The organism is Billgrantia desiderata (genome assembly GCF_900108215.1).
Classification (GTDB): Bacteria; Pseudomonadota; Gammaproteobacteria; order Pseudomonadales; family Halomonadaceae; genus Halomonas; species Halomonas desiderata.
This window is the reverse complement of sequence record NZ_FNVC01000021.1, coordinates 72,996-95,283: the sequence shown is the minus strand read 5'-3', so window position 1 is coordinate 95,283 and position 22,288 is coordinate 72,996. Positions and strand designations below refer to the sequence as shown.

General features: G+C 66.5%; 24 protein-coding genes and 1 pseudogene. 15 read left to right on the top strand and 10 right to left on the bottom strand.

Annotated features, from left to right (window positions below; translation table 11 throughout):
- Nucleotides 1–334: pseudogene (locus C4S71_RS17050) on the top strand (aldehyde dehydrogenase (NADP(+))); the annotation flags it as partial.
- A gap of 105 nt (nucleotides 335–439) precedes the next feature.
- Nucleotides 440–1,186: a CvfB family protein gene (locus C4S71_RS17045; RefSeq protein WP_234244279.1), complete on the top strand. Its 747-nt coding sequence runs from the start codon at nucleotides 440–442 to the stop codon at nucleotides 1,184–1,186.
- A 21-nt stretch (nucleotides 1,187–1,207) separates the two neighbouring features.
- On the opposite strand, the gene C4S71_RS17040 is transcribed toward C4S71_RS17045, so the two are convergent.
- Entirely contained in the window at nucleotides 1,208–1,753 is a 546-nt protein-coding gene (locus C4S71_RS17040) for a VOC family protein (RefSeq protein WP_086510670.1), read from the bottom strand.
- Nucleotides 1,754–1,924: 171 nt separating this feature from the next.
- On the opposite strand from C4S71_RS17040, the gene gshB reads away from it, so the two are divergent.
- The 5 genes from gshB to C4S71_RS17015 are packed head-to-tail and all read left to right on the top strand — an operon-like array spanning nucleotide 1,925 to nucleotide 6,762.
- Nucleotides 1,925–2,902 (top strand): glutathione synthase, encoded by a 978-nt coding sequence (gshB, locus tag C4S71_RS17035; RefSeq protein ID WP_103969970.1) that lies wholly within the window; start codon nucleotides 1,925–1,927, stop codon nucleotides 2,900–2,902.
- 36 nt (nucleotides 2,903–2,938) lie between these two features.
- The gene (locus tag C4S71_RS17030; RefSeq protein ID WP_103969969.1) at nucleotides 2,939–3,865 is read left to right on the top strand and encodes an energy transducer TonB; all 927 of its coding nucleotides are present in this window, start codon (nucleotides 2,939–2,941) and stop codon (nucleotides 3,863–3,865) included.
- 27 nt (nucleotides 3,866–3,892) lie between these two features.
- A complete protein-coding gene (locus C4S71_RS17025) occupies nucleotides 3,893–4,465 on the top strand; it encodes a YqgE/AlgH family protein (RefSeq protein WP_010626050.1) in 573 nt (190 codons plus the stop codon).
- Nucleotides 4,465–4,920, top strand: coding sequence for a Holliday junction resolvase RuvX (gene ruvX, locus C4S71_RS17020; protein ID WP_103969968.1), 456 nt, complete (start codon nucleotides 4,465–4,467; stop codon nucleotides 4,918–4,920). The genes C4S71_RS17025 and ruvX overlap by 1 nt, the downstream gene beginning before the upstream one ends.
- A gap of 51 nt (nucleotides 4,921–4,971) precedes the next feature.
- A complete protein-coding gene (locus tag C4S71_RS17015) occupies nucleotides 4,972–6,762 on the top strand; it encodes a phosphoenolpyruvate hydrolase family protein (protein ID WP_160113403.1) in 1,791 nt (596 codons plus the stop codon).
- A 28-nt stretch (nucleotides 6,763–6,790) separates the two neighbouring features.
- Here the strand turns inward: C4S71_RS17015 and C4S71_RS17010 are convergent, their stop codons facing one another.
- Nucleotides 6,791–7,489 carry a phosphoenolpyruvate hydrolase family protein gene (locus tag C4S71_RS17010; protein WP_103969966.1) on the bottom strand — a complete coding sequence of 233 codons (699 nt, stop codon included), beginning with the start codon at nucleotides 7,487–7,489 and terminating at the stop codon, nucleotides 6,791–6,793.
- Nucleotides 7,490–7,676: 187 nt separating this feature from the next.
- On the opposite strand from C4S71_RS17010, the gene C4S71_RS17005 reads away from it, so the two are divergent.
- From C4S71_RS17005 to C4S71_RS16975, 7 genes are all read left to right on the top strand, one after another.
- A complete protein-coding gene (locus tag C4S71_RS17005) occupies nucleotides 7,677–8,897 on the top strand; it encodes a Tm-1-like ATP-binding domain-containing protein (RefSeq protein WP_103969965.1) in 1,221 nt (406 codons plus the stop codon).
- A 23-nt stretch (nucleotides 8,898–8,920) separates the two neighbouring features.
- The gene (locus tag C4S71_RS17000) at nucleotides 8,921–9,727 is read left to right on the top strand and encodes a phosphoenolpyruvate hydrolase family protein (RefSeq protein WP_103969964.1); all 807 of its coding nucleotides are present in this window, start codon (nucleotides 8,921–8,923) and stop codon (nucleotides 9,725–9,727) included.
- A 68-nt stretch (nucleotides 9,728–9,795) separates the two neighbouring features.
- Nucleotides 9,796–10,653, top strand: coding sequence for a branched-chain amino acid ABC transporter permease (locus tag C4S71_RS16995; RefSeq protein ID WP_103969963.1), 858 nt, complete (start codon nucleotides 9,796–9,798; stop codon nucleotides 10,651–10,653).
- The gene (locus C4S71_RS16990) at nucleotides 10,650–11,624 is read left to right on the top strand and encodes a branched-chain amino acid ABC transporter permease (RefSeq protein ID WP_103969962.1); all 975 of its coding nucleotides are present in this window, start codon (nucleotides 10,650–10,652) and stop codon (nucleotides 11,622–11,624) included. The genes C4S71_RS16995 and C4S71_RS16990 overlap by 4 nt, the downstream gene beginning before the upstream one ends.
- Nucleotides 11,621–12,868 (top strand): ABC transporter substrate-binding protein, encoded by a 1,248-nt coding sequence (locus C4S71_RS16985; protein WP_103969961.1) that lies wholly within the window; start codon nucleotides 11,621–11,623, stop codon nucleotides 12,866–12,868. The genes C4S71_RS16990 and C4S71_RS16985 overlap by 4 nt, the downstream gene beginning before the upstream one ends.
- Nucleotides 12,861–13,625 carry an ABC transporter ATP-binding protein gene (locus C4S71_RS16980; protein ID WP_200825314.1) on the top strand — a complete coding sequence of 255 codons (765 nt, stop codon included), beginning with the start codon at nucleotides 12,861–12,863 and terminating at the stop codon, nucleotides 13,623–13,625. Before C4S71_RS16985 ends, C4S71_RS16980 begins: the two co-directional genes overlap by 8 nt.
- Entirely contained in the window at nucleotides 13,618–14,334 is a 717-nt protein-coding gene (locus tag C4S71_RS16975) for an ABC transporter ATP-binding protein (protein WP_200825313.1), read from the top strand. Before C4S71_RS16980 ends, C4S71_RS16975 begins: the two co-directional genes overlap by 8 nt.
- A gap of 61 nt (nucleotides 14,335–14,395) precedes the next feature.
- Here the strand turns inward: C4S71_RS16975 and C4S71_RS16970 are convergent, their stop codons facing one another.
- The 5 genes from C4S71_RS16970 to C4S71_RS16950 all read right to left on the bottom strand — a co-directional run bounded on the left by C4S71_RS16970 (nucleotide 14,396) and on the right by C4S71_RS16950 (nucleotide 18,871).
- Nucleotides 14,396–14,833 (bottom strand): SRPBCC family protein, encoded by a 438-nt coding sequence (locus C4S71_RS16970; protein WP_103969960.1) that lies wholly within the window; start codon nucleotides 14,831–14,833, stop codon nucleotides 14,396–14,398.
- A gap of 18 nt (nucleotides 14,834–14,851) precedes the next feature.
- Nucleotides 14,852–15,679: a phosphoenolpyruvate hydrolase family protein gene (locus C4S71_RS16965; protein ID WP_103969959.1), complete on the bottom strand. Its 828-nt coding sequence runs from the start codon at nucleotides 15,677–15,679 to the stop codon at nucleotides 14,852–14,854.
- A 14-nt stretch (nucleotides 15,680–15,693) separates the two neighbouring features.
- The gene (locus tag C4S71_RS16960) at nucleotides 15,694–16,680 is read right to left on the bottom strand and encodes a branched-chain amino acid ABC transporter permease (protein ID WP_086510663.1); all 987 of its coding nucleotides are present in this window, start codon (nucleotides 16,678–16,680) and stop codon (nucleotides 15,694–15,696) included.
- A 1-nt stretch (nucleotide 16,681) separates the two neighbouring features.
- Complete coding sequence (locus C4S71_RS16955; RefSeq protein ID WP_103969958.1) at nucleotides 16,682–17,569, bottom strand: branched-chain amino acid ABC transporter permease; 888 nt, start codon at nucleotides 17,567–17,569, stop codon at nucleotides 16,682–16,684.
- A 72-nt stretch (nucleotides 17,570–17,641) separates the two neighbouring features.
- Complete coding sequence (locus tag C4S71_RS16950; protein WP_103969957.1) at nucleotides 17,642–18,871, bottom strand: ABC transporter substrate-binding protein; 1,230 nt, start codon at nucleotides 18,869–18,871, stop codon at nucleotides 17,642–17,644.
- A gap of 108 nt (nucleotides 18,872–18,979) precedes the next feature.
- Between C4S71_RS16950 and C4S71_RS16945 the strand changes: the two genes are divergently transcribed.
- A complete protein-coding gene (locus C4S71_RS16945) occupies nucleotides 18,980–19,825 on the top strand; it encodes a helix-turn-helix transcriptional regulator (protein WP_035589846.1) in 846 nt (281 codons plus the stop codon).
- Nucleotides 19,826–19,830: 5 nt separating this feature from the next.
- Here C4S71_RS16945 and C4S71_RS16940 read toward each other — a convergent pair whose 3' ends face one another.
- The 3 genes from C4S71_RS16940 to C4S71_RS16930 all read right to left on the bottom strand — a co-directional run bounded on the left by C4S71_RS16940 (nucleotide 19,831) and on the right by C4S71_RS16930 (nucleotide 22,192).
- A complete protein-coding gene (locus C4S71_RS16940) occupies nucleotides 19,831–20,559 on the bottom strand; it encodes an ABC transporter ATP-binding protein (RefSeq protein ID WP_086510659.1) in 729 nt (242 codons plus the stop codon).
- Entirely contained in the window at nucleotides 20,552–21,307 is a 756-nt protein-coding gene (locus C4S71_RS16935) for an ABC transporter ATP-binding protein (RefSeq protein WP_086510658.1), read from the bottom strand. Before C4S71_RS16935 ends, C4S71_RS16940 begins: the two co-directional genes overlap by 8 nt.
- A 237-nt stretch (nucleotides 21,308–21,544) precedes the next feature.
- Nucleotides 21,545–22,192 (bottom strand): DUF5336 domain-containing protein, encoded by a 648-nt coding sequence (locus C4S71_RS16930; protein WP_103969956.1) that lies wholly within the window; start codon nucleotides 22,190–22,192, stop codon nucleotides 21,545–21,547.
- Between the last annotated feature and the right edge of the window lie 96 nt (nucleotides 22,193–22,288).

Below are 22,288 nucleotides of genomic sequence, written 5' to 3'. Positions count from 1 at the left end.
CCACCTGGAAGGCCAGCTCACCGCCACCCTGCAGATGGACGACGGCGACCTGGACGCCGCCAGGCAGCTGCTGCCGATCCTCGAGCGCAAGGCGGGGCGCATTCTGGCCAACGGCTGGCCCACCGGGGTCGAGGTGTGTCACGCCATGGTCCACGGCGGCCCGTTCCCGGCCACCTCGGATTCCCGCACCACCTCGGTGGGCAGCGCGGCGATCTTCCGCTTCCTGCGCCCGGTGTGCTACCAGGCATTGCCGCAGGGCCTGCTGCCCGAACCGCTGCGCGACGGCAACCCCTGGGGCGTGAGCCGACTCGTAGACGGCAAGCGCGAGCCGTAGCGTTTCCCTCTCTCCTATTCTCCCTGGAACCTTTGGCGGCCTTCGGGCCGCCTTTTTTCTCTCGCATTTGCCATAATGGCTCCCTACCCACCTGTGGAGCTGTGCATGGCCTCTTCCCCCAACGATCGCCGCCAGGGTCGCCCGACTTCTTCTCGGCCCACCGCGTCCGGTACGCGCGAGCGTGCCTCACGTGTGCCCAAGGCCCAGATTGGCGAGGTGGCTTATCTGGAGGTGGTCACGGTCAACGAGACCGGCGCCTTTCTCGATTGGGGCCACCCGCGCGACGTGCTGCTGCCTTTCGGCGAGCAGCGCTTTAGGCCCACGCCGGGCAAGCGGGTGCTGGTGCGGCTCTACGAGGATCAGCAGGGGCGGCCGGTGGCCTCGCAGAAGCTCGACCGCTTCGTGCAGGACGAGGCGACGGGGCTGGCGCCGGGCGACGAGGTCGAACTGATCGTCGCCGACGCCACCGACCTGGGCTACAAGACGGTGGTCAATCATCGCTTCTGGGGGCTGCTCTATCGCGACGACGTCACTCGCCCGCTGCGGCGCGGGCAGCGCACCCGGGGCTACGTCAAGCGGGTGCGCGACGATGGGCGCCTGGACCTCTCGCTGTTGCCGCCGGGGCCGGCGCGCCTCGACGTGGTGGGTGAGCAGGTGCTCAAGGCGCTGCGCGAGAGCGGCGGCTATCTGCCGCTCTCCGACAACAGCGACGCTGCTGCGATCAAGTCCCGCCTGGGGGTGAGCAAGAACGCCTTCAAACAGGCCATCGGGCGGCTCTACAAGCGGCGCCTGATCGTCATCGAGGCCCACGGCATCCGCCTGGTGCCGGGGGCCACCGCCGAGCCGGGCTGAGCCCGGGCAGGAATGAGGCGCTCAGCCGAGCGCCTTGAACTCCTCCTCGTGCAGCCAGGCGGCATGCTTGGGGGCGCGCTTGGTCTTCGACCACTCCTCGATCATGGCCGGCGCCACCTCCTTGAGCTGGCGCATCTGCTCCGGCGTGCCCTTCACGTAGGTCAGCTCCAGGCGATGGCCGTTGGGGTCGAAGAAGTAGATCGAGCGGATGATGCCGTGTTCGGTGGGGCCGATCACTTCCACGCCCTTGCTTTCCAGCTCTGCCTTGGCTGCCAGCAGGGCCGCTTCGTCGGCGACGCGGAAGGCGATGTGCTGCACCCACTCCGGGGTGTTGGGGTCGCGACCCATCTCGGGGGAGTTGGGCAGCTCGAAGAAGGCCAGGATGTTGCCGTTGCCGGCATCCAGGAACAGGTGCATATAGGGGTCGGGGGCCTTGGTGGAGGGCACGCGGTCCTCGGCGATGGCGACCAGGAACGCCATGTTGAGCTTGTCCTGGTACCACTCGACGGTTTCCTTGGCGTCGCGGCAACGATAGGCGACGTGGTGAATCTGCTGGATCTGGATCATGACGGGGCTCGCGGTGGTGGGCTGGGGAACGTCAGGGCCTGCTCTTGTCTTTTTAGTTTCATTTGAAACTAAAAATAGAGGCGCCCCCGTGCCGTGTCAAGCCGCCTTGGTGTTGCCGGGAAGCCTGCGTCATACTGCGCTCATTTCCCCGATCATGATGGAACGCTGCCGATGAGCCGACAGACGAGCGCACGATCCCTGCGGGTGGGGGTGGTGATGGACTCCATCGCCCATCTCACCTACAAGAAGGACACCACCCTGGCCATGCTGTGGGCGGCCCAGCAGCGTGGTTGGTCGCTGCATTACATGGAGCAGGAGGACCTCTACCTGCGCGATGGCCGCGCCAACGCGCGCATGCGCGACCTCGCCGCCTTTCGCAATCCGGACGACTGGTATGCGCTGGGGGCGCCGGAGGAGCGCCCGCTGGCCGAACTCGACGTGATCCTGATGCGCAAGGATCCGCCGGTCGACGCACACTTCCTCAATGCCGTGCATCTGCTGGGCTTTGCGGAACGCGAGGGCGTGCTGGTGGTCAATCCCACACGGGCGCTGCTGGAGTGCAACGAGAAGCTGTTCGCCCAGCAGTTCCCGCAGTGCTGCACGCCCACCGTGGTGTCGTGCAGCGAAGCGGTACTGCGCGCCTTCCACGCCGAGCACCGCGACGTGATCTTCAAGCCGCTGGACGGCATGGGCGGCAGCGGGATCTTCCACGTGCAGCCCGAGGGGCGCAATCTGGGCGCCATCATCGAGACGCTGACCGAGCGTGGCCGTCGCCAGATCATGGCCCAGCGCTACATCCCCGAGATCAAGGATGGCGATACGCGCATTCTGCTGGTGGACGGCGAGCCGGTACCCTACGGCCTGGCCCGGGTGCCCATGGCCGGCGAGACCCGTGGCAACCTGGCGGCCGGCGGCACCGGTGTCAGCCGTGAGCTGACCGCCCGCGATCACTGGCTGATCGAGCAGGTGCAGCCGATGATTCGTGAGAAGGGGCTGATGTTCGTCGGCCTCGACGTGATCGGCGACTACGTCACCGAGATCAACGTGACCAGCCCCACCTGCGTGCGTGAGATCGACGACCAGCGCGGTACCGACATCGCCGGCCTGCTGATGGACGCCATCGAGCGGCGCCTGTCACGCTCCAGCTAGGCTTTTCATGTAATACCAAGAGGACCCCTCCCACCCATGGTGGCCCCGATCAGCGACCCGATCCACTATGCTCCGGTCACGCGGCCCTATCGCCGCTGGCTGGCGCTGTCGGTCGCGCTGCTGTTGCATCTGCTGCTGATCGGGCTGGTGGCGAGCTGGCAGTTCGCCCCGGCACCGGCGGAGCGCTCCAGCCTGGACGTGATACTGGTGACCCGCCCGGCCGAGGCGCCCGAGGCGGCGCAGGCCATTGCCGAGGCCGACCAGCAGGCCGCCGGCGAGCAGGCCGAGGAGGCGCCGGCCGAGCAGCGTGCGGCACCGCTCGACGAGCTGCCGGTGCTCGAGGCGGCGGAGAGCGCCGTGGACCCCACCACCCCGGCCGAGGCCGAGCCGGCGGAACGCTCCGCCACCGAGCCCGAGGCGGTCGACGAGGTGCCCGCCGACGCCGCGCAGGAGCGCCCGGCCCAGCCTGCGGCGGAGCCGCGCGAGAGCGCCCCTCAGGCCACGGAGTCGCCGTCGGAGCCGGCCGTGGCGGCGCCCTCGGCGTCGGGGCGCGATCTGCTGGCCCAGGCCACCAGCAGCATTCGTCAGCAGGGGCTCGACCAGCACCTGGCCGGGCCGGCCGACGACGCGCCGCGCAGCGCGGCCCAGCGGGCCGCCGAGGCACGCTACATCGACGACTGGACCCGCCGCGTCGAGGACTACGGCAACCGGGTGCATCCTGCGCCGAGCCACCTGCACGGCCAGCTGCGCATTCGCGTGGTGATCGGTCGAGATGGTCAGCTTCGTCAGGCGGAGGTGGTACAATCCTCAGGACATACCGAACTCGATCAGGCGGCGCTGAATACCGTGCACGGTGCCGGGCCCTATCGGCCCTTCGACAGCACCATGGGGGAGCTCGACAGTCTCTCGATCACCCGCGTCTGGCGGTTCGGGCAAGGCAATCATTTCGGTGGCGTGCGCTAGGACGACTGCCCACCGCCCGGGAGTCCCATGCAATCCGTGCAAAACCTAGGCTTGAGAGGTCATTTCCTGCTGGCGATGCCGCACCTGGAAGATCCCAACTTCGCCGGCAGCCTCAGCTATCTGTGCGATCACGATGAGAACGGCACCATGGGCGTGATCGTCAACCGCCCGCTGGAGATCACGCTGGACGCGCTGTTCGAGCAGCTCGAGCTCGACGGCGAGGAGAGCCCGCATCGCAACGCGCCGGTCTACTACGGCGGCCCGACCCACAAGGACCGCGGCTTCATCCTGCATCGCGGCTCCAGCACCCCGTGGGATTCCAGCATCCAGGTGGAGGACGACATCGCCCTGACCACCTCCATGGACATCCTGCTGGCGCTGGCCGCCGGCCGAGGGCCCGAGGAGTTCCTGGTGTGTCTGGGCTGTGCCGGCTGGGAGGCGGGCCAGCTTGAGCAGGAGCTCAAGGACAACGCCTGGCTCACCGTCGAGGCGGAGGGCGACATCCTGTTCAAGGTGCCGGCCGAGCAGCGCCTGAGCGCCGCCGCCGGCATCCTCGGGGTGGATCTCAATCTGATGTCGCGGGAAGCCGGGCACTCCTGATGAGCGCTGCGGGAAAGCGCCTGATTCTCGCCTTCGACTTCGGCACCCGCCGGATCGGGGTGGCCGTGGGCAACGAGCTGCTCGCCAGCGCCCGCCAGCTCGAGCCGCTGCCGGCCCGCGACGGCATCCCCGACTGGAACGTCGTCACGCGGCTGATCGATGAGTGGCAGCCGGACCTGTTCGTGGTCGGGCTGCCGCTCAACATGGACGGCAGCGAATCGGTGATGAGTGCCAGGGCGCGCAAGTTCGGCAAGCGGCTCTACGGCCGCTACGGCAAGCCCTGCGAGATGGTCGACGAGCGCGGCTCCACCCGGGAGGCCAAGGCCATCGCGCGGGAGTCCGGGCTGTTGCGCAATCCCGCCAAGAGCTACCGTGACGACGGCGTCGACGGCATTGCCGCCGTCTTGATCCTCGAGAGCTGGTTCGCCCGTCAGGAGGGGCTGCCGGCGCGTTGACCCCCGGCGCCGCTCTTGTGGAGGAGTCGCTGCCGGGCTCTAATGACGCTCATGGCCAACGCATCGACTCTCGACAACCGTCGTTTCCTGGTGGGCGCCGCCACCGGCACCGGCATGACGGCAAAGGCCGCCGCCCAAGGGGGCGCCGACTTCCTGCTGGCACTCAACGCCGGCCGCCTGCGTGTGCAGGGCGGCCCCTCCATTTCATGCATGCTGCCGCTCGCCGATAACAATCGCGCGGTGATGAGTTTCTCACGAGCGGAAATCCTCACGCGTGTGGCGCTGCCGGTCTATTTCGGCGCCTGTATCTTCGACCCCGACTGCGATCTCGAGAGGCTGGTGCAGCAGGTCGCAGAAGCCGGCTTTCAGGGCATCTGCAATTTCCCCACTGTGGTTCATTTCGACGGCGCCATGCGCGCCCGGCTCGAACGCAACGGGGTGGGGCTGGCAAGGGAGGTGCACCTGCTCCAGCTCGCACGGCAGGTGGGGCTGAAGACCTGCGGCTACGTACGCGAGCTGGACGAAGCGCTGGCGATGGCCGATGCCGGCATCGATATGCTGTGCATCAACTACGGCTGGAACGCTGGCGGCGTCAGCGGCGTGCCCAGCCGTTTCAGCCTGGACGAAGCGGCCGAACACGCTCGTGTGATCTGTGAAGCCGTGCGAGCCCGGCATCCGGCAGTACGCTGTACCGTTGAGGGGGGGCCCATCACCACACCCGACGAGGCCAAGAAGGTCGCGCAGGTGTCCGGGGCCAATGGCTACATCGGCGGCTCGACCATCGACCGTATTCCCCTGGAGGCTGCAGTGGCCGAGACGACCTCCGCCTACAAGGCCGTCGCCCAATTGCAGCATCACTTGCACAACCTCAAGAGCGAGTGGCTGGGAGACGGCCATGAGTTCGGTCTGATTGGCCGTTCCGCCGCCATCACCGAAGTGGTGAAGATGATTCGCAAGGTGGCTCAGAGCGACATCTCGGTGTTGGTAACCGGCGAGAACGGCACTGGCAAGGAACTGGCGGCGCGCGCCATTCATCTCAGCAGCCCGCGTCGCCACCAGCGGCTGGTGGCGGTCAATTGCGCGGCGATTCCCCGGGAGTTGCTCGAAAGTGAGCTGTTCGGTCATGAAGCCGGTGCCTTCACCGGAGCCCACAAGGCCCGCATCGGACGCTTCGAACAGGCGCACGGTACCTCTCTGATGCTCGACGAGATCGGCGATCTCGAGCTGGCATTGCAAGCCAAGCTGTTACGGGTATTGGAAGACGGTATCTTCGAGCGGCTGGGCAGCAATACGCCGCGTCACTCCGATGCCCGGCTGATCTGTGCCACCAATCGCTCCCTGCACGCCATGGTGGCCGAGGGGCGCTTCCGTGAAGACCTGCTGTACCGCCTCAATAGCGTCGAGATACGCCTGCCGCCATTGCGCGAGCGTATCGAGGACATCCCGCTGCTGGTGCGCCACCTGCTGCCGCGCATCGCCGATGAGGTGAATCCGCGTGTGCGCGAGATGGATGCTTCGGCTTACCGGGTGTTGATGCAGCACCCGTGGCCGGGTAACGTGCGTGAGCTGCGTAACGTGCTCGAGCGTGCCGTGGTCATGTGCGATGACGTCGTGGTCACGATCGACGATCTGCCGCCATTGGACAGCCGCATGCCACCGCCGCCGAGCCCTCGGCCCGACACCGGGCATGCCATCCCCGCAGTCGCGCTGCCCGAGACCGAGCGCGAATGGATTCTCGACGCACTGCGACGCAATCGTTTCCGCCGCCAGGCCACGGCGGTCGAGCTGGGACTGTCGCGCAAGACCCTCTACAACAAGATGCGGCGCTACGGCCTGCTCTAGGCCTGGCTGGACCGCGTCTGCGCCTGGCCTACCCGGGAGCCGTCGCGCGGCCGTCGTCGGCCCCATCGGGATGACGGATCACGGCTTCCGCCCAGGGATGGAGGCTCGCCGTCGCGGCTTTTACCCCGTCATGCTCATAAAGCCACAGCGGGTAGCCCGCGTCTCGAATCCTTTCCGCCAAGCTCGCCAGGCGGGCACCCTCCCGCTCCGCCGGGCCCTCGGCGGCCTCGAGCGCAACGGCGATCAATAGCCGCGAGGGCTGGGCCGCCAACGCCGAAACGAGCTGCTGCTCCCGAGTGATGACCGCCAGGGTCTCGAAGCCTTGCTGGCGCGCCCGGGCCAAGAACCCCATTTCCTCCGCGTAGCCCAGCCCCGAATGGGCCAGCGCCTGCTCAAGCTCGCCCCCGAGCATGGCGGTACTGGGCCAGTTGGCCACCCGGTTGCAGCCTCGTTGACGCAGCATCTCGAGCAGGTCGTCCGCGAGACGAAACGGGTCGGTGGCCAGTACCCCGGCAACGGTTCGCGCGGGAAAGTCGCCACGGCCACGCAGCGACTCCAGCAGTTCACCGTTGGCATCGCCGATCGGCAAGCTGCTGGCCAGGTCGGCCAGCGGTGCCGGGAGGCGGGCGGTGATGGGGCTCAAGAGAGTGGCGACATCGTCGTGACGACGTGCCTCTTCGAGACTGGCCACCAACCGTCCGAAGGCATCTGGGCTTGGCAAGGTCATCGGGTACCCATGGGTCAAATCGTGTCATTTCGGGTAATGGCTACTCGACTTTACCCGTTCCGTCAGGTGTCCATAGGGCAAAGAACCGCGCTGGGGCGGGCTAAGCGAACTTGGCACGCTTACTGCAACGTCATTGAACGAAAACAAAGAGACCGCTGCAGTGACGGCGGCAAAAAGGAGACACGCCATGAGTTCGAAAGCTTACATCATCGGCACCTGCGACACGAAAGCCGCTGAGCTGCGCTACGTTCGCAGTCTACTCCAGGCGGCAGGCCTGGACACCGTGGTGGTCGACGTCAGTACCCGCGGTGAAGACAGCGATACCGCCGACATACGCGCCGCGGATGTCGCCGCCAGCCACCCCGATGGACCCGAAGAGGTGTTCGTCAACGACCGTGGTCGCGCGGTCGCTGCCATGTCCGAAGCCTTGCGTCGTCTGCTTGCCAGCCGCTCCGACGTCGGCGGCGTCATCGGCCTGGGTGGCTCGGGCGGGACGGCGTTGATCACCCCGGCGATGCGGGATTTAGATGTCGGCGTGCCCAAGATCATGGTCTCGACGGTGGCTTCCGGCAACGTGGGGCCTTATGTCGGCCCCAGTGATATCGCCATGATGTACTCGGTCACCGATGTGGCCGGCCTCAATCGGATTTCCCGGCGGGTCCTCGGCAATGCGGCCAATGCCCTGGCCGGCATGTTGCAGGGCCGCATTCCGGAGGGGGAAGGCGGCAAGCCGGCTATCGGCCTGAGCATGTTCGGGGTGACCACCGACTGTGTCACGCAGGCGACCCGAGCCCTGGCAGCGGAGTACGACTGCCTGGTCTTTCATGCCACCGGCACGGGCGGTCAGTCCATGGAGAAGCTGGTCGCCAGCGGCATGATCACCGGCTTGCTGGATGTCACCACCACCGAGATCTGCGACCTGTTCATGGGCGGCGTGTTCAGCGCCGGCGAGGAGCGCCTCGATGTCGTCGCGCGCACCTCGGTTCCCTATGTCGGCTCGGTGGGGGCGCTGGACATGGTCAACTTTGGCGCCCTGGACACGGTGCCGGCCATCTATCGCCAACGCCTGCTGTACGAGCACAACCCCCAGATCACACTGATGCGCACCACGCCGGAAGAGAATGCGCGCATGGGTCGCTGGATCGGCGAGAAGCTCAACCGCTGCCAGGGGCCGGTGCGCTTTCTGCTGCCGGAGAGCGGTGTGTCGATGCTCGACGCGCCCGGCCAGCCCTTTCACGACCCGGCCGCCGATGCCGCCCTGTTCGAGGCGCTGGAGCAGACCGTCGTGCAGACCCCCGAGCGTCAGCTGATCCGTTACCCCTTCCATATCAACGATCCCGAATTTGCCGCCGCCCTGGTCGAGCATTTTCAGGAAGTCATGGCGACAGACCCCAGGAGGCATCCTTGAGAAAGTGGAATCGAGAAGAACTGATGGCGCAGTTTCACGCCATGGTGGAGCGCGGTGAGGTGATCGTGGGCGGCGGGGCCGGTACCGGGCTGTCGGCCAAGTGCGAGGAGGCCGGTGGCATCGACCTTATCGTGATCTACAACTCGGGGCGCTATCGCATGGCGGGGCGTGGCTCGCTGGCCGGCATCATGCCCTATGGCAACGCCAACGAGATCGTCAAGGAGATGGCCCGGGAGGTGCTCCCGGTGACCCAGAAGACCCCGGTGCTGGCGGGCGTCTGCGGCACCGACCCCTTCGTCTTCATGGAGCCGTTTCTCGCCGAGCTCAAGGCGATGGGCTTTGCCGGGGTGCAGAACTTTCCCACCGTGGGCCTGATCGACGGCACCTTCCGCGCCAACCTCGAGGAGACCGGCATGAGCTACGCCCAGGAGGTGGAGATGATCCGCCAGGCGCGCAAGGCCGGACTTCTCACCACGCCCTACGTCTTCAGCGCCGCGAATGCCCGGGCCATGACCGAGGCCGGTGCCGATATCATCGTCTGCCACATGGGCCTCACCACCGGGGGCAGCATCGGTGCCGAGACCGCCATGAGCCTGGACGACTGCGTCGCGGCCATCAACGAGTGGGCGGCGGCGGCCCGGGCGGTGCGTGAAGATGTCATCGTGCTCTGCCATGGCGGGCCCATCGCCGACCCCGAGGATGCCGAATACGTGCTCGCGCGCTGCTCGTACTGCCACGGCTTCTACGGCGCCTCGAGCATGGAGCGACTGCCCACGGAGCGCGCCCTGACCGAGCAGACCCGCGCCTTCAAGAACGTGCGTCGAGGCTGAGCCGCCATGTGCACCAATGACAACAACGGCACGTCGGCGCCACACGCCACCCAGCGGGAGGTGACACCATGAACACCTTCTACTTCCTCACTCTCAACGGCCTGACCATGGCCGCACTGCTGTTCATCATGGCCAGCGGCCTGACCCTGGCCTTCGGCCTGATGCGGGTGGTCAACCTGGCTCACGGCGCCTTCTACCTGCTGGGCGGCTATATCGGCGTTCAGGTGATTCGGGACACCGGCAGCCTGACGCTGGGCATCCTGGCCGGCGGCCTCGCCGCCCTGGCAGGCGGGCTGCTGATGGAGCGCTTCCTGCTGCAGCGGGTGCGCGGCATGGACCTTTCCGAGGCGCTGCTGACCATCGCCGTGGGCCTGATCATCGCCGACGCCCTGCTGGTGGTCTACGGCGGGCAGCCGGTGAGCCTGCCGCTGCCCCGCGAGCTGCGCGCGCCGGTGGACCTCGGCGTCATGATGTATCCCTACTTCCGGGTCCTGATCATGATCTTCGCCGTGCTGCTGGGCATCGCGCTGTGGCTGGTGATGACCTACACCCGTATCGGCGCGGCCATCCGCGCCGGGGTCGACGACCGCGAGACCGCCATGGCCCAGGGCATCAATGTGCCGCTGCTGTTCGGCGGCGTCTTCGCCGTGGCCAGTTTCCTGGCGGGTATCGCCGGCGTGGTGGGCACCTCTTACATGTCGCTGACCCAGGGGCTGGACGTGCGGGTCCTGATGCTCTCGCTGGTGGTGATCATCATCGGCGGCATGGGCTCGCTCAAGGGCGCCGCCGTGGGGGCGCTGATCACCGGTATGGTGTCGAGCTTCGCCACCGGCTATCTGCCGCAGTTCGCCCTCTTCTTCCTGTTTCTACCCATGACGCTGATCCTGGTCTTCCGGCCCCAGGGACTGTTCGGGAGGACTGCATGAAACGTGATCACCTGATCATTCTGGGAATCGTCGCCGCGCTGGTGGCCTGGCCGCTGTTGATGGGCAACTATGCGGTCTCCCAGGCCAACCGGGCGATGATCTACGCCCTGGCGGCGCTGAGCTTCTCGCTGCTGGCGGGGCGGCTGGGCTGGTTCTCGCTGTGCCAGACCACCTTCGCTGGCATCAGCGGCTACACCATCGCCATCCTCGGCGTGCGCTACGGCCTGCCCTTCCCGCTGGTGGTGACCCTGGCGTTGCTGTTCACCGCGGTGAGCGCGGTCATCTTCGGCCTGCTCACCGTGCGCTCGCGCCAGGTGAGTTTTCTGATGCTGACGCTGGCGCTGGGGCAGATGGTGTGGGCGCTGTCGTTCCAGTGGGTCGACGTCACCGGCGGCTACAACGGCATCGCCGGGGTGCGCATGCCGGCCTACGGCGGCCTCAACCTCAACGATACCCGGGTCTTCTACATCCTGGTGGCCACGGTCACGGTGGCGATATTCCTCGCTGTGTGGCGGCTGTATCGCTCGCCCTTCGGGCTGCTGCTGCTGGGCATCCAAGAGAACGAACAGCGCATGCGCGCCCTGGGCCACCCCGTCTACCTGGCGCGTTTCACCGCCTTCGTGCTGGCCGGGATGATCGGCGGCGTGGCGGGGGTCTTCCTGGTCTACGACATGGGCATCATGTCGCCTTCACCGCTGGGGCTGGGACACGCCGTGTGGGTGCTGACAGCCGCGGTGCTGGGCGGCTACCGCACCCTGCTGGGCCCCGCCCTGGGGGTGGCCGTGCTGATCGCTCTGGAGACCCTGGTCTCCCAGTACACCGACCGGCACATGATGGTGATCGGTCTGGTCCTGCTGCTCTCCATACTCCTCATGCCGCGCGGTCTGGCAGAGGTGTTCGAGCAGTATTTCAAGCGCAAGTCGAAGCCACAGGCTTCCGTGACAACAACAACCCGAGGAGAAGAGCCATGAAGCACGCCAAGACGCTCATCATCAGCGGCATGTCCGCCCTGGCGGTGGGCTCCGCCGCCCATCTTCAGGCTGACGACGGCCTGCGTGTCGGGGTGATCGGGCCCACCACCGGGGTGTTCTCCTTCTTCGGCGAGCAGCAGCGCATGGGCGTTGAGCTGGCCATGGAGGAACTTGCCGACCGCCTCGAAGCGCTCGACCTGGAAGTCCGGTTCTATGACTCCCAGGGCGATGCCGAGACCACCGTGGACCGCCTGCGGGCCATGGAGTCGCGCGACGACGTCGACCTGGTGGTAGGCCCGGTACTGGGCGGCACCGGCCTGGCTGGGCTGGAGTGGGCCAAGGGGTCGGGCATGCCGATGGTGATTTCCTATTCGGCGCCCGAGGACATCACCATGCGCGACCGCGCCGAGAATGTGGTGCGGGCCGGCTGGACCGGGGCGCAGCCGATGTTCGCCTTCGGCCAGTACGTGGCCGAGGAACTGGGCCACCAGCACATCATCGCGGTGGGCCAGGACTACTCCTTCCCCTACAACCAGCTGGGCGGTTTCCTCAAGGGCTTCTGTGCCGCGGGCGGCGAGTCGGTGGAACGCATCTGGCACCCCACCGGCACCTCCGACTACAGCTCCATCCTGGCGACCTTGCCGGACGGCGATGCGGTGCTCTACAACGGTGCCGGCAGCGACGGCCTGGCGTTTTTCCAGCAGTACCACGACTTCGGTATCGATGCGCGCATGCCGCTGCTCGGCGGCTCCAACTTCTTCGCCGTGGGCGACCTGCCGGAAATGGGCGAGGAGGCCATCGGCGGGCTGTCGGCGCTGCAGTATGCCGAAGGGCTGGAGACGGATGAGTTCGTGGCCTTCCGCGACGCCTTCTGGGACATGCACGGTGACGACGTCATGCCGCTGGCGCCGGCCGAGCACGGCTATGTCGCCTTCAAGATGGCGGTGAATGCCTTTGAGAGCGCCAACGGCGGGGATCGCGATGCGCTGATTGCCGCCCTGCGCGAGACCGAAATGCCCGACGCGCCGCGCGGTCCGTTCTACCTCGACGAGTACGGCAATCCGGTGCAGAACATCTATATCAACGAAGTCCAGGAAGTGGACGGCCGGCTGGTCAATGTGCCAATCAAGACCTACGAGGAGGTCAGCCAGTTCGGGCCCTTCGACCCCGAGGAGTACCTCGCCGGCGAGCCCGACAGCCGCGACTTTCCCCCGGGAGACTGTTCGGATCCCTACTATGACTGAAGCACAGCCCTCGATGAGCCTGGTGCCGGCGCTGGAGGTCGCCGGCCTGGCCAAGTCCTTCGGCTCGCTGACGGTGGCCAGCGACGTCAATCTGCGGGTGCAGCCCGGCGAGCGGCGCGGGCTGATCGGTGTCAACGGCGCCGGCAAGACCACCCTGTTCAACATGATCGCCGGCGAACTCAAGCCCGACCGCGGATCGATCCGCTTCTTCGGTGACGACATCAGTGACGACACGGTTATTCAGCGCACCCTCAAGGGGCTTGGTCGCACCTACCAGGTCTCCACCCTGGTGCCCTCGGTCACGGTCAGGGAGAACCTGGCCCTGGCCCGGGGCAACGGCCGTCTGCCGTCGCTGTGGCAGCCCTGGCAGTCGCGCCTGGATGACGATCTGATGAGCACGGCCGACCAGCTCGGCCTGACGCCGGTGCTCGACGAGACGGTGGCCAACCTGTCGTATGGCACCCTGCGCCAGCTGGAGCTCGCCATGGTGATGGCGCAGCGGCCCCGGCTGCTGCTGCTCGACGAGCCGGCCGCCGGCCTCTCCCATGCCGAGCGCCAGGTGCTGCAGGGGATCCTGCGCGACCTGCCTCAGGAGGTGACCCTGCTGATGATCGAACACGATATGGAGATGGTGCTGGCGCTCAGCGACCAGATATCCGTGCTGCACCAGGGCGAGATGTTCGCCGAGGGCAGTCCTGACGAAATCGCCGCCCACGAAGGCGTGCGCGACATCTACCTGGGGCGTGCCAATGGCTGAAACGATGATACGCGTGGAGGGTCTCGAGGCCCACTATGGCCTCGGACACGCGCTGCAAGAACTCAACCTTCACGTGGGCAGGGAGTGCGTGGCGGTGATGGGGCGCAACGGGGTGGGCAAGACCACCTTGGCGAGGACGCTGATGGGGCTCGATCCGCCCCAGGCGCGCGGTTCGGTGGAGCTGCTTGGTCAGCAGGTGCTGGGCTGGTCGCCGCATCGCATCGCGCGGCTGGGCGTAGGCTACGTGCCCCAGGGCCGCCGCCTGTTTCCCTCGCTCAGCGTCGATGAGCATCTGCAGCTCAACACCCGCAAGGGCCCGGCCGGCCAGCGCTGGACGGCCAGCCGCGTGTTCGAGCTGTTCCCTTCCCTGGGACGCCGGCGCCGGGCCTACGGCGACCAGATCTCCGGGGGCGAGCGCTCGATGCTGGCCATCGGTCGCGCCCTGGTCACCAACCCGGGCTGCCTGATTCTCGACGAGCCCACCGAGGGGTTGGCGCCAGCGGTGGTCGAAGACGTTGCCCTGAGCCTCAGGGAGCTCAGCCGTGAAGGGGTGGCGGTACTGTTGATCGAGCAGAACGTCAAGGCCGCCGTGCTGGCGGCGGATCGCGCCTACTTCATGGCCGAGGGCCGAATCGTTCACGAAACCGCCGACGGCGAGTCGATGTCCGACGAAGCTACCCTAGGGCGCTATCTGGGCGTCTCGGTCTAGCGGAGGCAAGCCCCCTGGCGGATGGATCGGCCAGGGGGATCCGCTATCCGTCATGCTGCTTTCAGCAGGTGAACCGCTCGGCGGCGCCCTCGAAGGCGAGGCGGAAGGTATCCGAGACCCGCTGCACGACATCCTCGCGATCGGCCTCGGCCACCTCGAACTCCGCCCACCATTCGCCGAAGCAATGCCCGCTGGTGGTGATCGGCTTGAGGCACATTTCCGCCACGTAGTCCCGCACCGGCAGCGCCGGGGCCTCGAGAATGCGGTAGCAGCAGCGGTGTTCGCGGTCCGAGAGCGTGAGCAGCTCCTCACGGATGAAGTTGCCGTCGTGGTCGTGGAAATGACGCACGCAGCCGACCTGGTCGGCCGGCTTGCCCTCCTCGATCTCGCTCCTGGCGAAGAAGGGATGGTAGTTCGGCAGGCCGTTGAAATCGCGCAGCACGCTCCAGGCCTGCTCCAGCGTGATGGGGATGACGGCGCTGACATAGACTCGGGTCATGGTGTCCTCCTGGGATGATCAGGCGATGGCCTTGAAACGGCGAATCTGCTCGGTGAGCGCGATCTCCGTGGGCAGTCGCTCCATGCTGCTGGCACCGTAGAAGCCGTTGCAATGTTCGCTCTCGCGCATCACGTAGGCGGCATCTTCCGGGGTGGCGATAGGGCCGCCGTGGCACAGGATGATCACGTCCCGCCGCACCCGCCTGGCTGCTTCGGCCCAGTCATCGATGAGGCGTACCGACTCGGCGAGGCTCTTGGCCGACTCGGCGCCGATGGTGCCGCCCACGGTGACGCCCATGTGCGCCACGATGATGTCGGCGCCCGCCTCCGCCATGGCCACGGCCTCGTCGGCCGAAAACACGTAGGGCGTGGTGAGCATGTCCATTTCATGGGCCAGGCGAATCATGTCCACTTCGCTGCCGTAGGAGATCCCCGTCTCCTCCAGACTGACGCGAAAGGTCCCGTCGATCAGGCCCACGGTGGGGAAGTTCTGCACCCCGGAGAAGCCCAGCTCCTTCAGCTCGCGCAGCAGCTTGGGCATGATCACGAAGGGGTCGGTACCGTTGACTCCGGCCAGTACCGGGGTGCGCTTGACCACCGGCAGCACCTCCAGCGCCATCTCCTGGACGATCTGGTTGGCATTGCCGTAGGCCAGCAGGCCGGCGGAGGAGGCGCGGCCCGCCATGCGGTAGCGGCCGGAGTTGTAGATGACGATCAAGTCGATGCCGCCGGCCTCCTCGCACTTGGCCGAGATGCCGGTGCCGGCGCCGCCGCCGATGATCGGCTGGCCGCGGGCGACCATCTCCTGGAAGCGGGTCATGAGAGTGTTGCGGTCGAAAACGGGCATGTAAGTACTCCTTGTCAGTGCTGCTGCTGAGCGTGTGAGCGGTGCTGAACCTTGGCGGAAGGTGCCGGGGTGCGGCGTGTGCGGAGCCATTGGCCGAGCTGGCCGACCACGCCCTGGCGGAAGGTCAGCACGCAGGTCATGAAGACCAGCCCGGTGATGACCGTGACCCAGGCGCCGAAAGGGTCCATGTAGTGGTTGAGCGCGGAGACCAGGGCAGCGCCTACCGCGGGACCGAATACCGTGTTCATGCCGCCCAGCAAGGTCATCAGGATCACGTCGCCCGAGGTGTGCCAGTGCACGTCGTAGAGGGCGGCCAACTGGAACACGATGGCCTTGAGCGAGCCGGCGATACCGGCCAGGCCGGCGGAGATGGTGAACACCAGGACCTTGTAGCGCGCCACGGGGTAGCCCAGCGAGATCGCTCTCGGCTCATGCTCGCGGATGGCCCGCAGCACATTGCCGAACGGCGAATGGACGGTACGCCATACCAGCCATAGCCCGGCAGCGACGATACCCAGCACCACGTAGTAGAGCGCCGTGTCGCTGCGCAGATCGATCACCCCCAGGAAGGTGCCACGGGGGATCCGCTGCAGGCCGTCCTCGGCGCCGGTGAACGGGGCCTGCAGGAAGAAGAAGTAGACCAGCTGCGACAGCGCCAGGGTGATCATGGCCAGGTAGATGCCGCTGCGGCGGATGGCCAGACTGCCGACTATCGCCCCCAGGACGGCCGCCACCAGGCCGCCGGCCAGGATGCCCAGATCGGTGGGGACGCCGTACGCTTTGACCAGCTGTCCGGTCACGTAGGCCCCCGTACCGAAGAAGGCGGCGTGACCGAAGGAGAGGATGCCGGTATGGCCCAGCAGCAGGTTGAAGGAGCAGGCGAAGAGCACGAAGCACAGCGTCTTCATGACGAAGACGATGTAGATCAGCTGCGGCACGAAGGGAATGACCAGCAGTGCCAGCACCAGCAGGGCGAGGGCCGTGTAGGACAGGGTGCGCATGTCAGCCCTCCTCCCTGCCGAAGAGGCCGGCCGGGCGCAGCAGCAGCACCAGCACCATGACCAGGAAGACGATGGTGGAGGAGAACTCGGAGTAGAACACCCGGGTGAAGCCCTCTACCACGCCCAGGCCCAGGCCGGTGACGATGGCACCCATGATCGAGCCCAGCCCGCCGATCACCACCACGGCGAAGATGATGATGACCAGACTGGAGCCCATGGAAGGATTGACGTGGAAGATGGGCGCGGCCAGCACCCCGGCGAAGGCCGCCAGGCCGACGCCGACGCCGTAGGTCAGGGTGATCAGGCGCGGCACGTTGATACCGAAGGCCTGGGTCAGCTCCGAGCGCTCCGTGGCGGCGCGCAGGCTGGCACCCAGCGAGGTGCGTTCGATGACGAACCAGGTGGCCAGGCACACCAGCAGCGCCGAGGCGATCACGAAGCCGCGATAGAGCGGCAGGATCATGAAGCCCAGGTTGATGGTACCGCGCAGCTGCTCCGGGGTGGCGAAGGGTTGGCCGGAGGAGCCGAAGGCGACGCGGAAGCCCCCCTCCAGCACCAGCACCAGGCTGAAGGTCAGCAGCAGGCCGTAGATCGGGTCGAGCCCGTAGAGCCGGCGCAGGAACAGGAACTCGAACACCATGCCGAAGGCGGCCACCAGCAGCGGGGCCACCAGCAGCGTGACCCAATAGTCGAGCCCCATGTACTGGGCGAGCAGAAAGGCGGTGAAGGCCCCCAGCATGAAGAAGGCGCCATGGGCGAAATTGACGATCTTGAGTACCCCGAAGATGATCGCCAGCCCGAGGCTGAGCACCGCGTAGAAGGAGCCGTTGACGATGCCCAGCATGAGCTGCCCCAGCAGGGCCTGAATGGGAATGCCGAAAATGTCCATGATCACTTGCTCACAAGATCAACGAAGTAGGGGGCGCATGCCGAGCCGCGGGCCGGCATGCGCGGTAAGTCATCAGTTGCCGTTGAGCAGGTGACAGGTGCTCTCTTCGAGCGGCTGAAAGGCGTCTTCACCGGGAATGGTGGCCAACAGGCGCAGGAAGTCGTAGTCGTACTCCGACTCCTCTGGCGACTTCACCTCCCACAGATACTGGTCGTGGACCATGCGGCCATTGGGACGGATATAGCCGCCCGAGGCGAAGAAATCGTTGATCTCCAGTTCCCGCATCTTCTCGGAGACCGCCGTCGCATCGTCGGTGCCGGCGGCTTCGACCGCTCTCAGGTAGTGCATGGTGGAGGAGTAGTTGCCGGCGTGCGCCATGTTGGGCATGCGGCCGGTGCGCTCGTAAAAACGCTGCGAGAACTCGCGGGTCTGGTCGTTGGCGTCCCAGTAGAAGGCGTTGGTCAGCATCAGGCCTTGGGCGGTCTCCAGCCCCAGGCTGACGATGTCGTCGTACCACAGCAGCAGGGCGGCCGGGCGCTGGTCGGGCGTGACACCGAATTCGGCCAGGGCATTGATGGCGTTGATGGCGTCGGCGCCGGTCGAAGCGATGCCGATGATCTCCGCGCCCGAGGCCTGGGCCTGCAGCGCGTAGGAGGAGAAGTCGGTGGTGTCGAGCGGATGACGTGCAGCCCCGACGACCTGGCCGCCGGCGTTGCGCACCACCTGGGACACCTGCTCCTCGAGCCCGATGCCGAAGGCGAAGTCCACCGTGAGGAAGAACCAGGTGTCGCCGCCATCCTCGACGATCGACTGTCCGGTGCCCTGTGCCAGGGAGTAGGCGTCGTAGGTGTAGTGGGTCACGAAGGGCGAGCAGTAGTCGTTGGTCAGGCCGATGTTGGATGACGAATTGACGATGGCGTGGCGCTGCAGCTCGTCGGCCACGGCAGCCACCGCCAGTGCGACGCCGGAGTTGGAGAGATCGTTGATCATGTCGACGCCGTCGTTGTTGTACCATTCCCGGGCACGGCTGGCGCCGGTGTCGGCACGATTGCGGTGGTCGCCATGGATGACCTCGATGGGCACGCCGTCGACCTCACCGCCGAAGTCCTCGACGGCCATGCGCACGGCTTCCACCGCCGCCTCGCCGGACAGGTCGGTGTAGATCCCCGACATGTCCGTCAGCACGCCGATTCGCACCACGCCGTCGGAATAGCCCTCGCTGGCCATGGCGCTGGTGAAGCCGCCGAGGCCCAGCAGCGCGGAGGAAAGGGCCAGGGTCTTGAAGGAGTGTTTGGCTGGCATTGTTATGTCTCCTGTTTCTCGACTCGCTATTGTTTTGGTTTTGCGTTGTTTCGAACGGTAGGTACCGTTGGGCCTTTATCAGTTAGAGCCAACATGGGCGAACGCGCCATGGCCGCAGAACACGAACAGCTATCCGAAACCCACATCGTCGGTGACGATACCCAGCAGTGGATCGTGCGCGCCGAGGATTGCGCTGCGCTCGAGCAGCGGCATATCTCCCACGTCGGCGTGGGGGATGCCGCGGTGCCCTACCGCATCGTGCGTACCCGGCTGAGCGGCGCCTACATCCACGGCTCCCTCGGCGGCGAGGGGCGCATGCTGCTCGACGGGCGCTGGTGCACCATGCGCGGCAGCATGATGTCCTTCGCTCCGGCTCATGCGCTGCATGCCTTTCATGCCGTACCCGGGAAACGCTGGCAGTACTGCTGGCTGCGCTACCTGCCCAGCGCCCCGCGCTCGGTGGTCGGCACCATCGCCCCGATCATGCAGCACTTCGACCCCGAACCGATGAAACACGCCGTGATGGGGCTTTACAGCGAGGTGTTCCACGGTCAGGCCGACCCGGCCAGCTGCGTGATGTGGATCGACACCATCGAGAACTACATCGCGCGCTTTGCCGACCCCTGGCGGCGGGATGCCCGCATCGTGGCGGTCTTCGATGCCGTGATCCCGACGCTGGAGCGGCACTGGACCATCGAGGAGATGGCCGAGATCGCCCATGTCAGCACCGAGCACCTGCGCCGCATCAGCCGCAAGGTCTTCGGGCGCAGCCCGATGCAGCAGCTCACCCAGCTGCGCATGCAGCATGCCACGCACCTGCTGGCGACCAGCGACCTGCCGATCGAGGAGATCGCCGAACGGGTGGGCTATCGCAGCGCCTTCGCCTTTTCCAAGACCTTCAAGCGCATGAACGGCATCTCGCCCTCGCACTTTCGCCATCGTTCCCGTAGCTGACCCGGCTAGACGCCCAGCCGTGCCATCAGCTCGTCGGCATCCTGCTCGATGCCCTTGCGGTCGTAGCGGGCGGCCACCCGACCGTGATCGATGAGGTAGAAGTGATCGGCCACGCTCAAGGCAAAGCGCAGGTTCTGTTCCACCAGCAGGATCGTGTAGCCCTGCTCCTTGAGCTGGTGGATGGTGCGACCGATCTGCTCCACGATGCTGGGCGCGAGCCCCTCGGTGGGCTCATCGAGCAGCAGCAGCCTGGCACCGGTGCGCAGGGTGCGGCCGATGGCCAGCATCTGCTGCTCGCCGCCGGAAAGCTTGCTGCCGGGGCTGTGCAGCCGCTCGCGCAGGTTGGGAAACAGGCTCAACACCTGCTCGGTGCTCAAGCCGCTGTCGTCGACCAGGGGCGGCAGCTCGAGGTGCTCGCGGACATCGAGCGTGGCGTAGATGCCGCGATCCTCCGGGCAGTACGCCACGCCTTGGCGAGCGATCTGAAAGGGGCGCATGGCGATGGTTTCGCTGCCCTGCAGGCGAATATGACCCTGGCGCCGTGGCACGATGCCCATGATCGACTTCAGCGTGGTCGACTTGCCGGCGCCGTTGCGGCCCAGTAGCGTCACCACCTGGCCCGGCAGCACCTCCAGGTCGATGCCGTGCAGCACGTGGCTCTCGCCGTACCAGGCGTGAAGATCGCGAATGGCCAGCATGGGTTCGGCGTGGTGTGCGATGGCGGCTTCAGTCATGCTGCGCTCCCCCGATATAGGACTCGATCACCCGCTCGTCCCGCGAGACCGTGGCGTAATCGCCCTCCACCAGCACCTCGCCCCGCGCCAGCACGGTAATGCGGTCGCAGAGCTCGGCCACCACCCCCAGGTTGTGTTCCACCATCAGCACCGTGCGCTGTGCGGCCACACGGCGGATCAGCTCGGCGGTACGGCCCACGTCTTCGGTGCCCATGCCGGCCAGCGGCTCGTCGAGCAGCATCAGCTCGGGGTCCAGGGCCAGGGTAGTGGCGAGCTCCAGGGCGCGCTTGCGGCCGTAGGGCAGTTCGGCGGCCGGGGTATCGGCCCACTCGCTCAAGCCCACCTCCTCCAGCAGGTCCATGGCACGCTCGCGGTATTCGTCGAGCCGACGCTGGGTGGCCCAGAAGTCGTAGGACTCGCCGCGCCGACGCTGCAACGCCAGCTTGACGTTTTCGAGCACCGTCAGCTGGCTGAAGACCGCCGAGATCTGGAACGAGCGCACCATGCCCAGCCGGGCCACCTGGTCCGGCTTGAGTCGGGTGATGTCTCGGCCCTTGAAGAAGATGCTGCCCGCGCTGGGCTCGAGGAACTTGGTGAGCAGGTTGAAACAGGTGGTCTTGCCGGCGCCGTTGGCGCCGATCAGGGCGTGAATGGTGCCGGGCTCGACCCGGATGGAGATGTCATTGACCGCCTTGAAGCCCCGGAAGCTCTTGGTCAGCTGTCGGGTCTCGATGATTGCCTCCGCCATCGTGCGCTCCGCGATTGTTGTTGTCGGTATCGAGGCGACGGGCGTCTCGTCGTCACCCCGTCCGCTTCAGTGTTGACCCGGGGAGCAGGCGGCGCCATGGTCGCAGAACACGTCTGGATATCCGAAAACCACAAGTGTCCGTGGTCGAGAGGCCGGGGTGGGTGACGGACAAACGCAGAACGGACCCCGTCGGGGTCCGTTCGAAACGAGACGAATGCAAGCGGGCGAACGAGCCGTTCAGGTCGCCAGCACGCGCTCCTCGGCATACTGGGCGGCGATGTCGTTCACCGAGATGCAGGTGTATTTGATGACGAAGAAGGCCAGGGTGGCGGGGCAGGCGAACCGCTCTTCGAAACGCTCCACCTCGACGCCGTTGCCGCGAGTGACGCTGGCGCGGTAGGTGTCGCCCTCCTTGGTCAACTTGACCGTGGCCTGGCGGTCGGCCTCCTGCTTTTCCAGCACCAGCTCGCGCTGCCTGGCCAGTAGCTCACGCAGCATCTTGCCGCCCTCGCACTCCTCGGGCGTGGCCCACACTTCCTGGTCCCGCTTGCCGTACTGGAACAGCATGATGGCCGGCAGAACGGAGAAGATGGCACCGGTGAGCAGCCAGGTGAGCTCGGCCCCGGAGAGCGAGAGCGAGAACACGGCGAACAGCTGCAGCACGAAGCCGACGGCCAGAATGCCCGCCAGCGGGCGCCACATGCGTGGGTTCATCACCGGCTTGCCCAGGGTCTGGCCCCACAGGCCGGCAGCCACCAGGGCGCCGAGCAGCAGTATCGCCACGCCCCAGACCGGGCCGCCACCCACCAGCAGGGCGATGGCGCCGATCGCCACCAGGGCGCTGTAGAAGACCGCCAACAATATGTAAGCGCGTTCCAGAGTCATGCGTCACATCTCCTCTCTACGGTTGCCGTGGGCGGCAACGCCGTTGTTATTCGTGCTCTCTCTTACATTACTCGTTACTGAACAGCATAGCGATGC

Bases quoted from the DNA above. Each gene is read 5' to 3' on its own strand.
- C4S71_RS17045 (WP_234244279.1), top strand. From the start codon at position 440: ATGGCCTCTTCCCCCAACGATCGCCGCCAGGGTCGCCCGACTTCTTCT.
- C4S71_RS17040 (WP_086510670.1), bottom strand. From the start codon at position 1,753: ATGATCCAGATCCAGCAGATTCACCACGTCGCCTATCGTTGCCGCGAC.
- gshB (WP_103969970.1), top strand. From the start codon at position 1,925: ATGAGCCGACAGACGAGCGCACGATCCCTGCGGGTGGGGGTGGTGATG.
- C4S71_RS17030 (WP_103969969.1), top strand. From the start codon at position 2,939: ATGGTGGCCCCGATCAGCGACCCGATCCACTATGCTCCGGTCACGCGG.
- C4S71_RS17025 (WP_010626050.1), top strand. From the start codon at position 3,893: ATGCAATCCGTGCAAAACCTAGGCTTGAGAGGTCATTTCCTGCTGGCG.
- ruvX (WP_103969968.1), top strand. From the start codon at position 4,465: ATGAGCGCTGCGGGAAAGCGCCTGATTCTCGCCTTCGACTTCGGCACC.
- C4S71_RS17015 (WP_160113403.1), top strand. From the start codon at position 4,972: ATGGCCAACGCATCGACTCTCGACAACCGTCGTTTCCTGGTGGGCGCC.
- C4S71_RS17010 (WP_103969966.1), bottom strand. From the start codon at position 7,489: ATGACCTTGCCAAGCCCAGATGCCTTCGGACGGTTGGTGGCCAGTCTC.
- C4S71_RS17005 (WP_103969965.1), top strand. From the start codon at position 7,677: ATGAGTTCGAAAGCTTACATCATCGGCACCTGCGACACGAAAGCCGCT.
- C4S71_RS17000 (WP_103969964.1), top strand. From the start codon at position 8,921: ATGGCGCAGTTTCACGCCATGGTGGAGCGCGGTGAGGTGATCGTGGGC.
- C4S71_RS16995 (WP_103969963.1), top strand. From the start codon at position 9,796: ATGAACACCTTCTACTTCCTCACTCTCAACGGCCTGACCATGGCCGCA.
- C4S71_RS16990 (WP_103969962.1), top strand. From the start codon at position 10,650: ATGAAACGTGATCACCTGATCATTCTGGGAATCGTCGCCGCGCTGGTG.
- C4S71_RS16985 (WP_103969961.1), top strand. From the start codon at position 11,621: ATGAAGCACGCCAAGACGCTCATCATCAGCGGCATGTCCGCCCTGGCG.
- C4S71_RS16980 (WP_200825314.1), top strand. From the start codon at position 12,861: ATGACTGAAGCACAGCCCTCGATGAGCCTGGTGCCGGCGCTGGAGGTC.
- C4S71_RS16975 (WP_200825313.1), top strand. From the start codon at position 13,618: ATGGCTGAAACGATGATACGCGTGGAGGGTCTCGAGGCCCACTATGGC.
- C4S71_RS16970 (WP_103969960.1), bottom strand. From the start codon at position 14,833: ATGACCCGAGTCTATGTCAGCGCCGTCATCCCCATCACGCTGGAGCAG.
- C4S71_RS16965 (WP_103969959.1), bottom strand. From the start codon at position 15,679: ATGCCCGTTTTCGACCGCAACACTCTCATGACCCGCTTCCAGGAGATG.
- C4S71_RS16960 (WP_086510663.1), bottom strand. From the start codon at position 16,680: ATGCGCACCCTGTCCTACACGGCCCTCGCCCTGCTGGTGCTGGCACTG.
- C4S71_RS16955 (WP_103969958.1), bottom strand. From the start codon at position 17,569: ATGGACATTTTCGGCATTCCCATTCAGGCCCTGCTGGGGCAGCTCATG.
- C4S71_RS16950 (WP_103969957.1), bottom strand. From the start codon at position 18,871: ATGCCAGCCAAACACTCCTTCAAGACCCTGGCCCTTTCCTCCGCGCTG.
- C4S71_RS16945 (WP_035589846.1), top strand. From the start codon at position 18,980: ATGGCCGCAGAACACGAACAGCTATCCGAAACCCACATCGTCGGTGAC.
- C4S71_RS16940 (WP_086510659.1), bottom strand. From the start codon at position 20,559: ATGACTGAAGCCGCCATCGCACACCACGCCGAACCCATGCTGGCCATT.
- C4S71_RS16935 (WP_086510658.1), bottom strand. From the start codon at position 21,307: ATGGCGGAGGCAATCATCGAGACCCGACAGCTGACCAAGAGCTTCCGG.
- C4S71_RS16930 (WP_103969956.1), bottom strand. From the start codon at position 22,192: ATGACTCTGGAACGCGCTTACATATTGTTGGCGGTCTTCTACAGCGCC.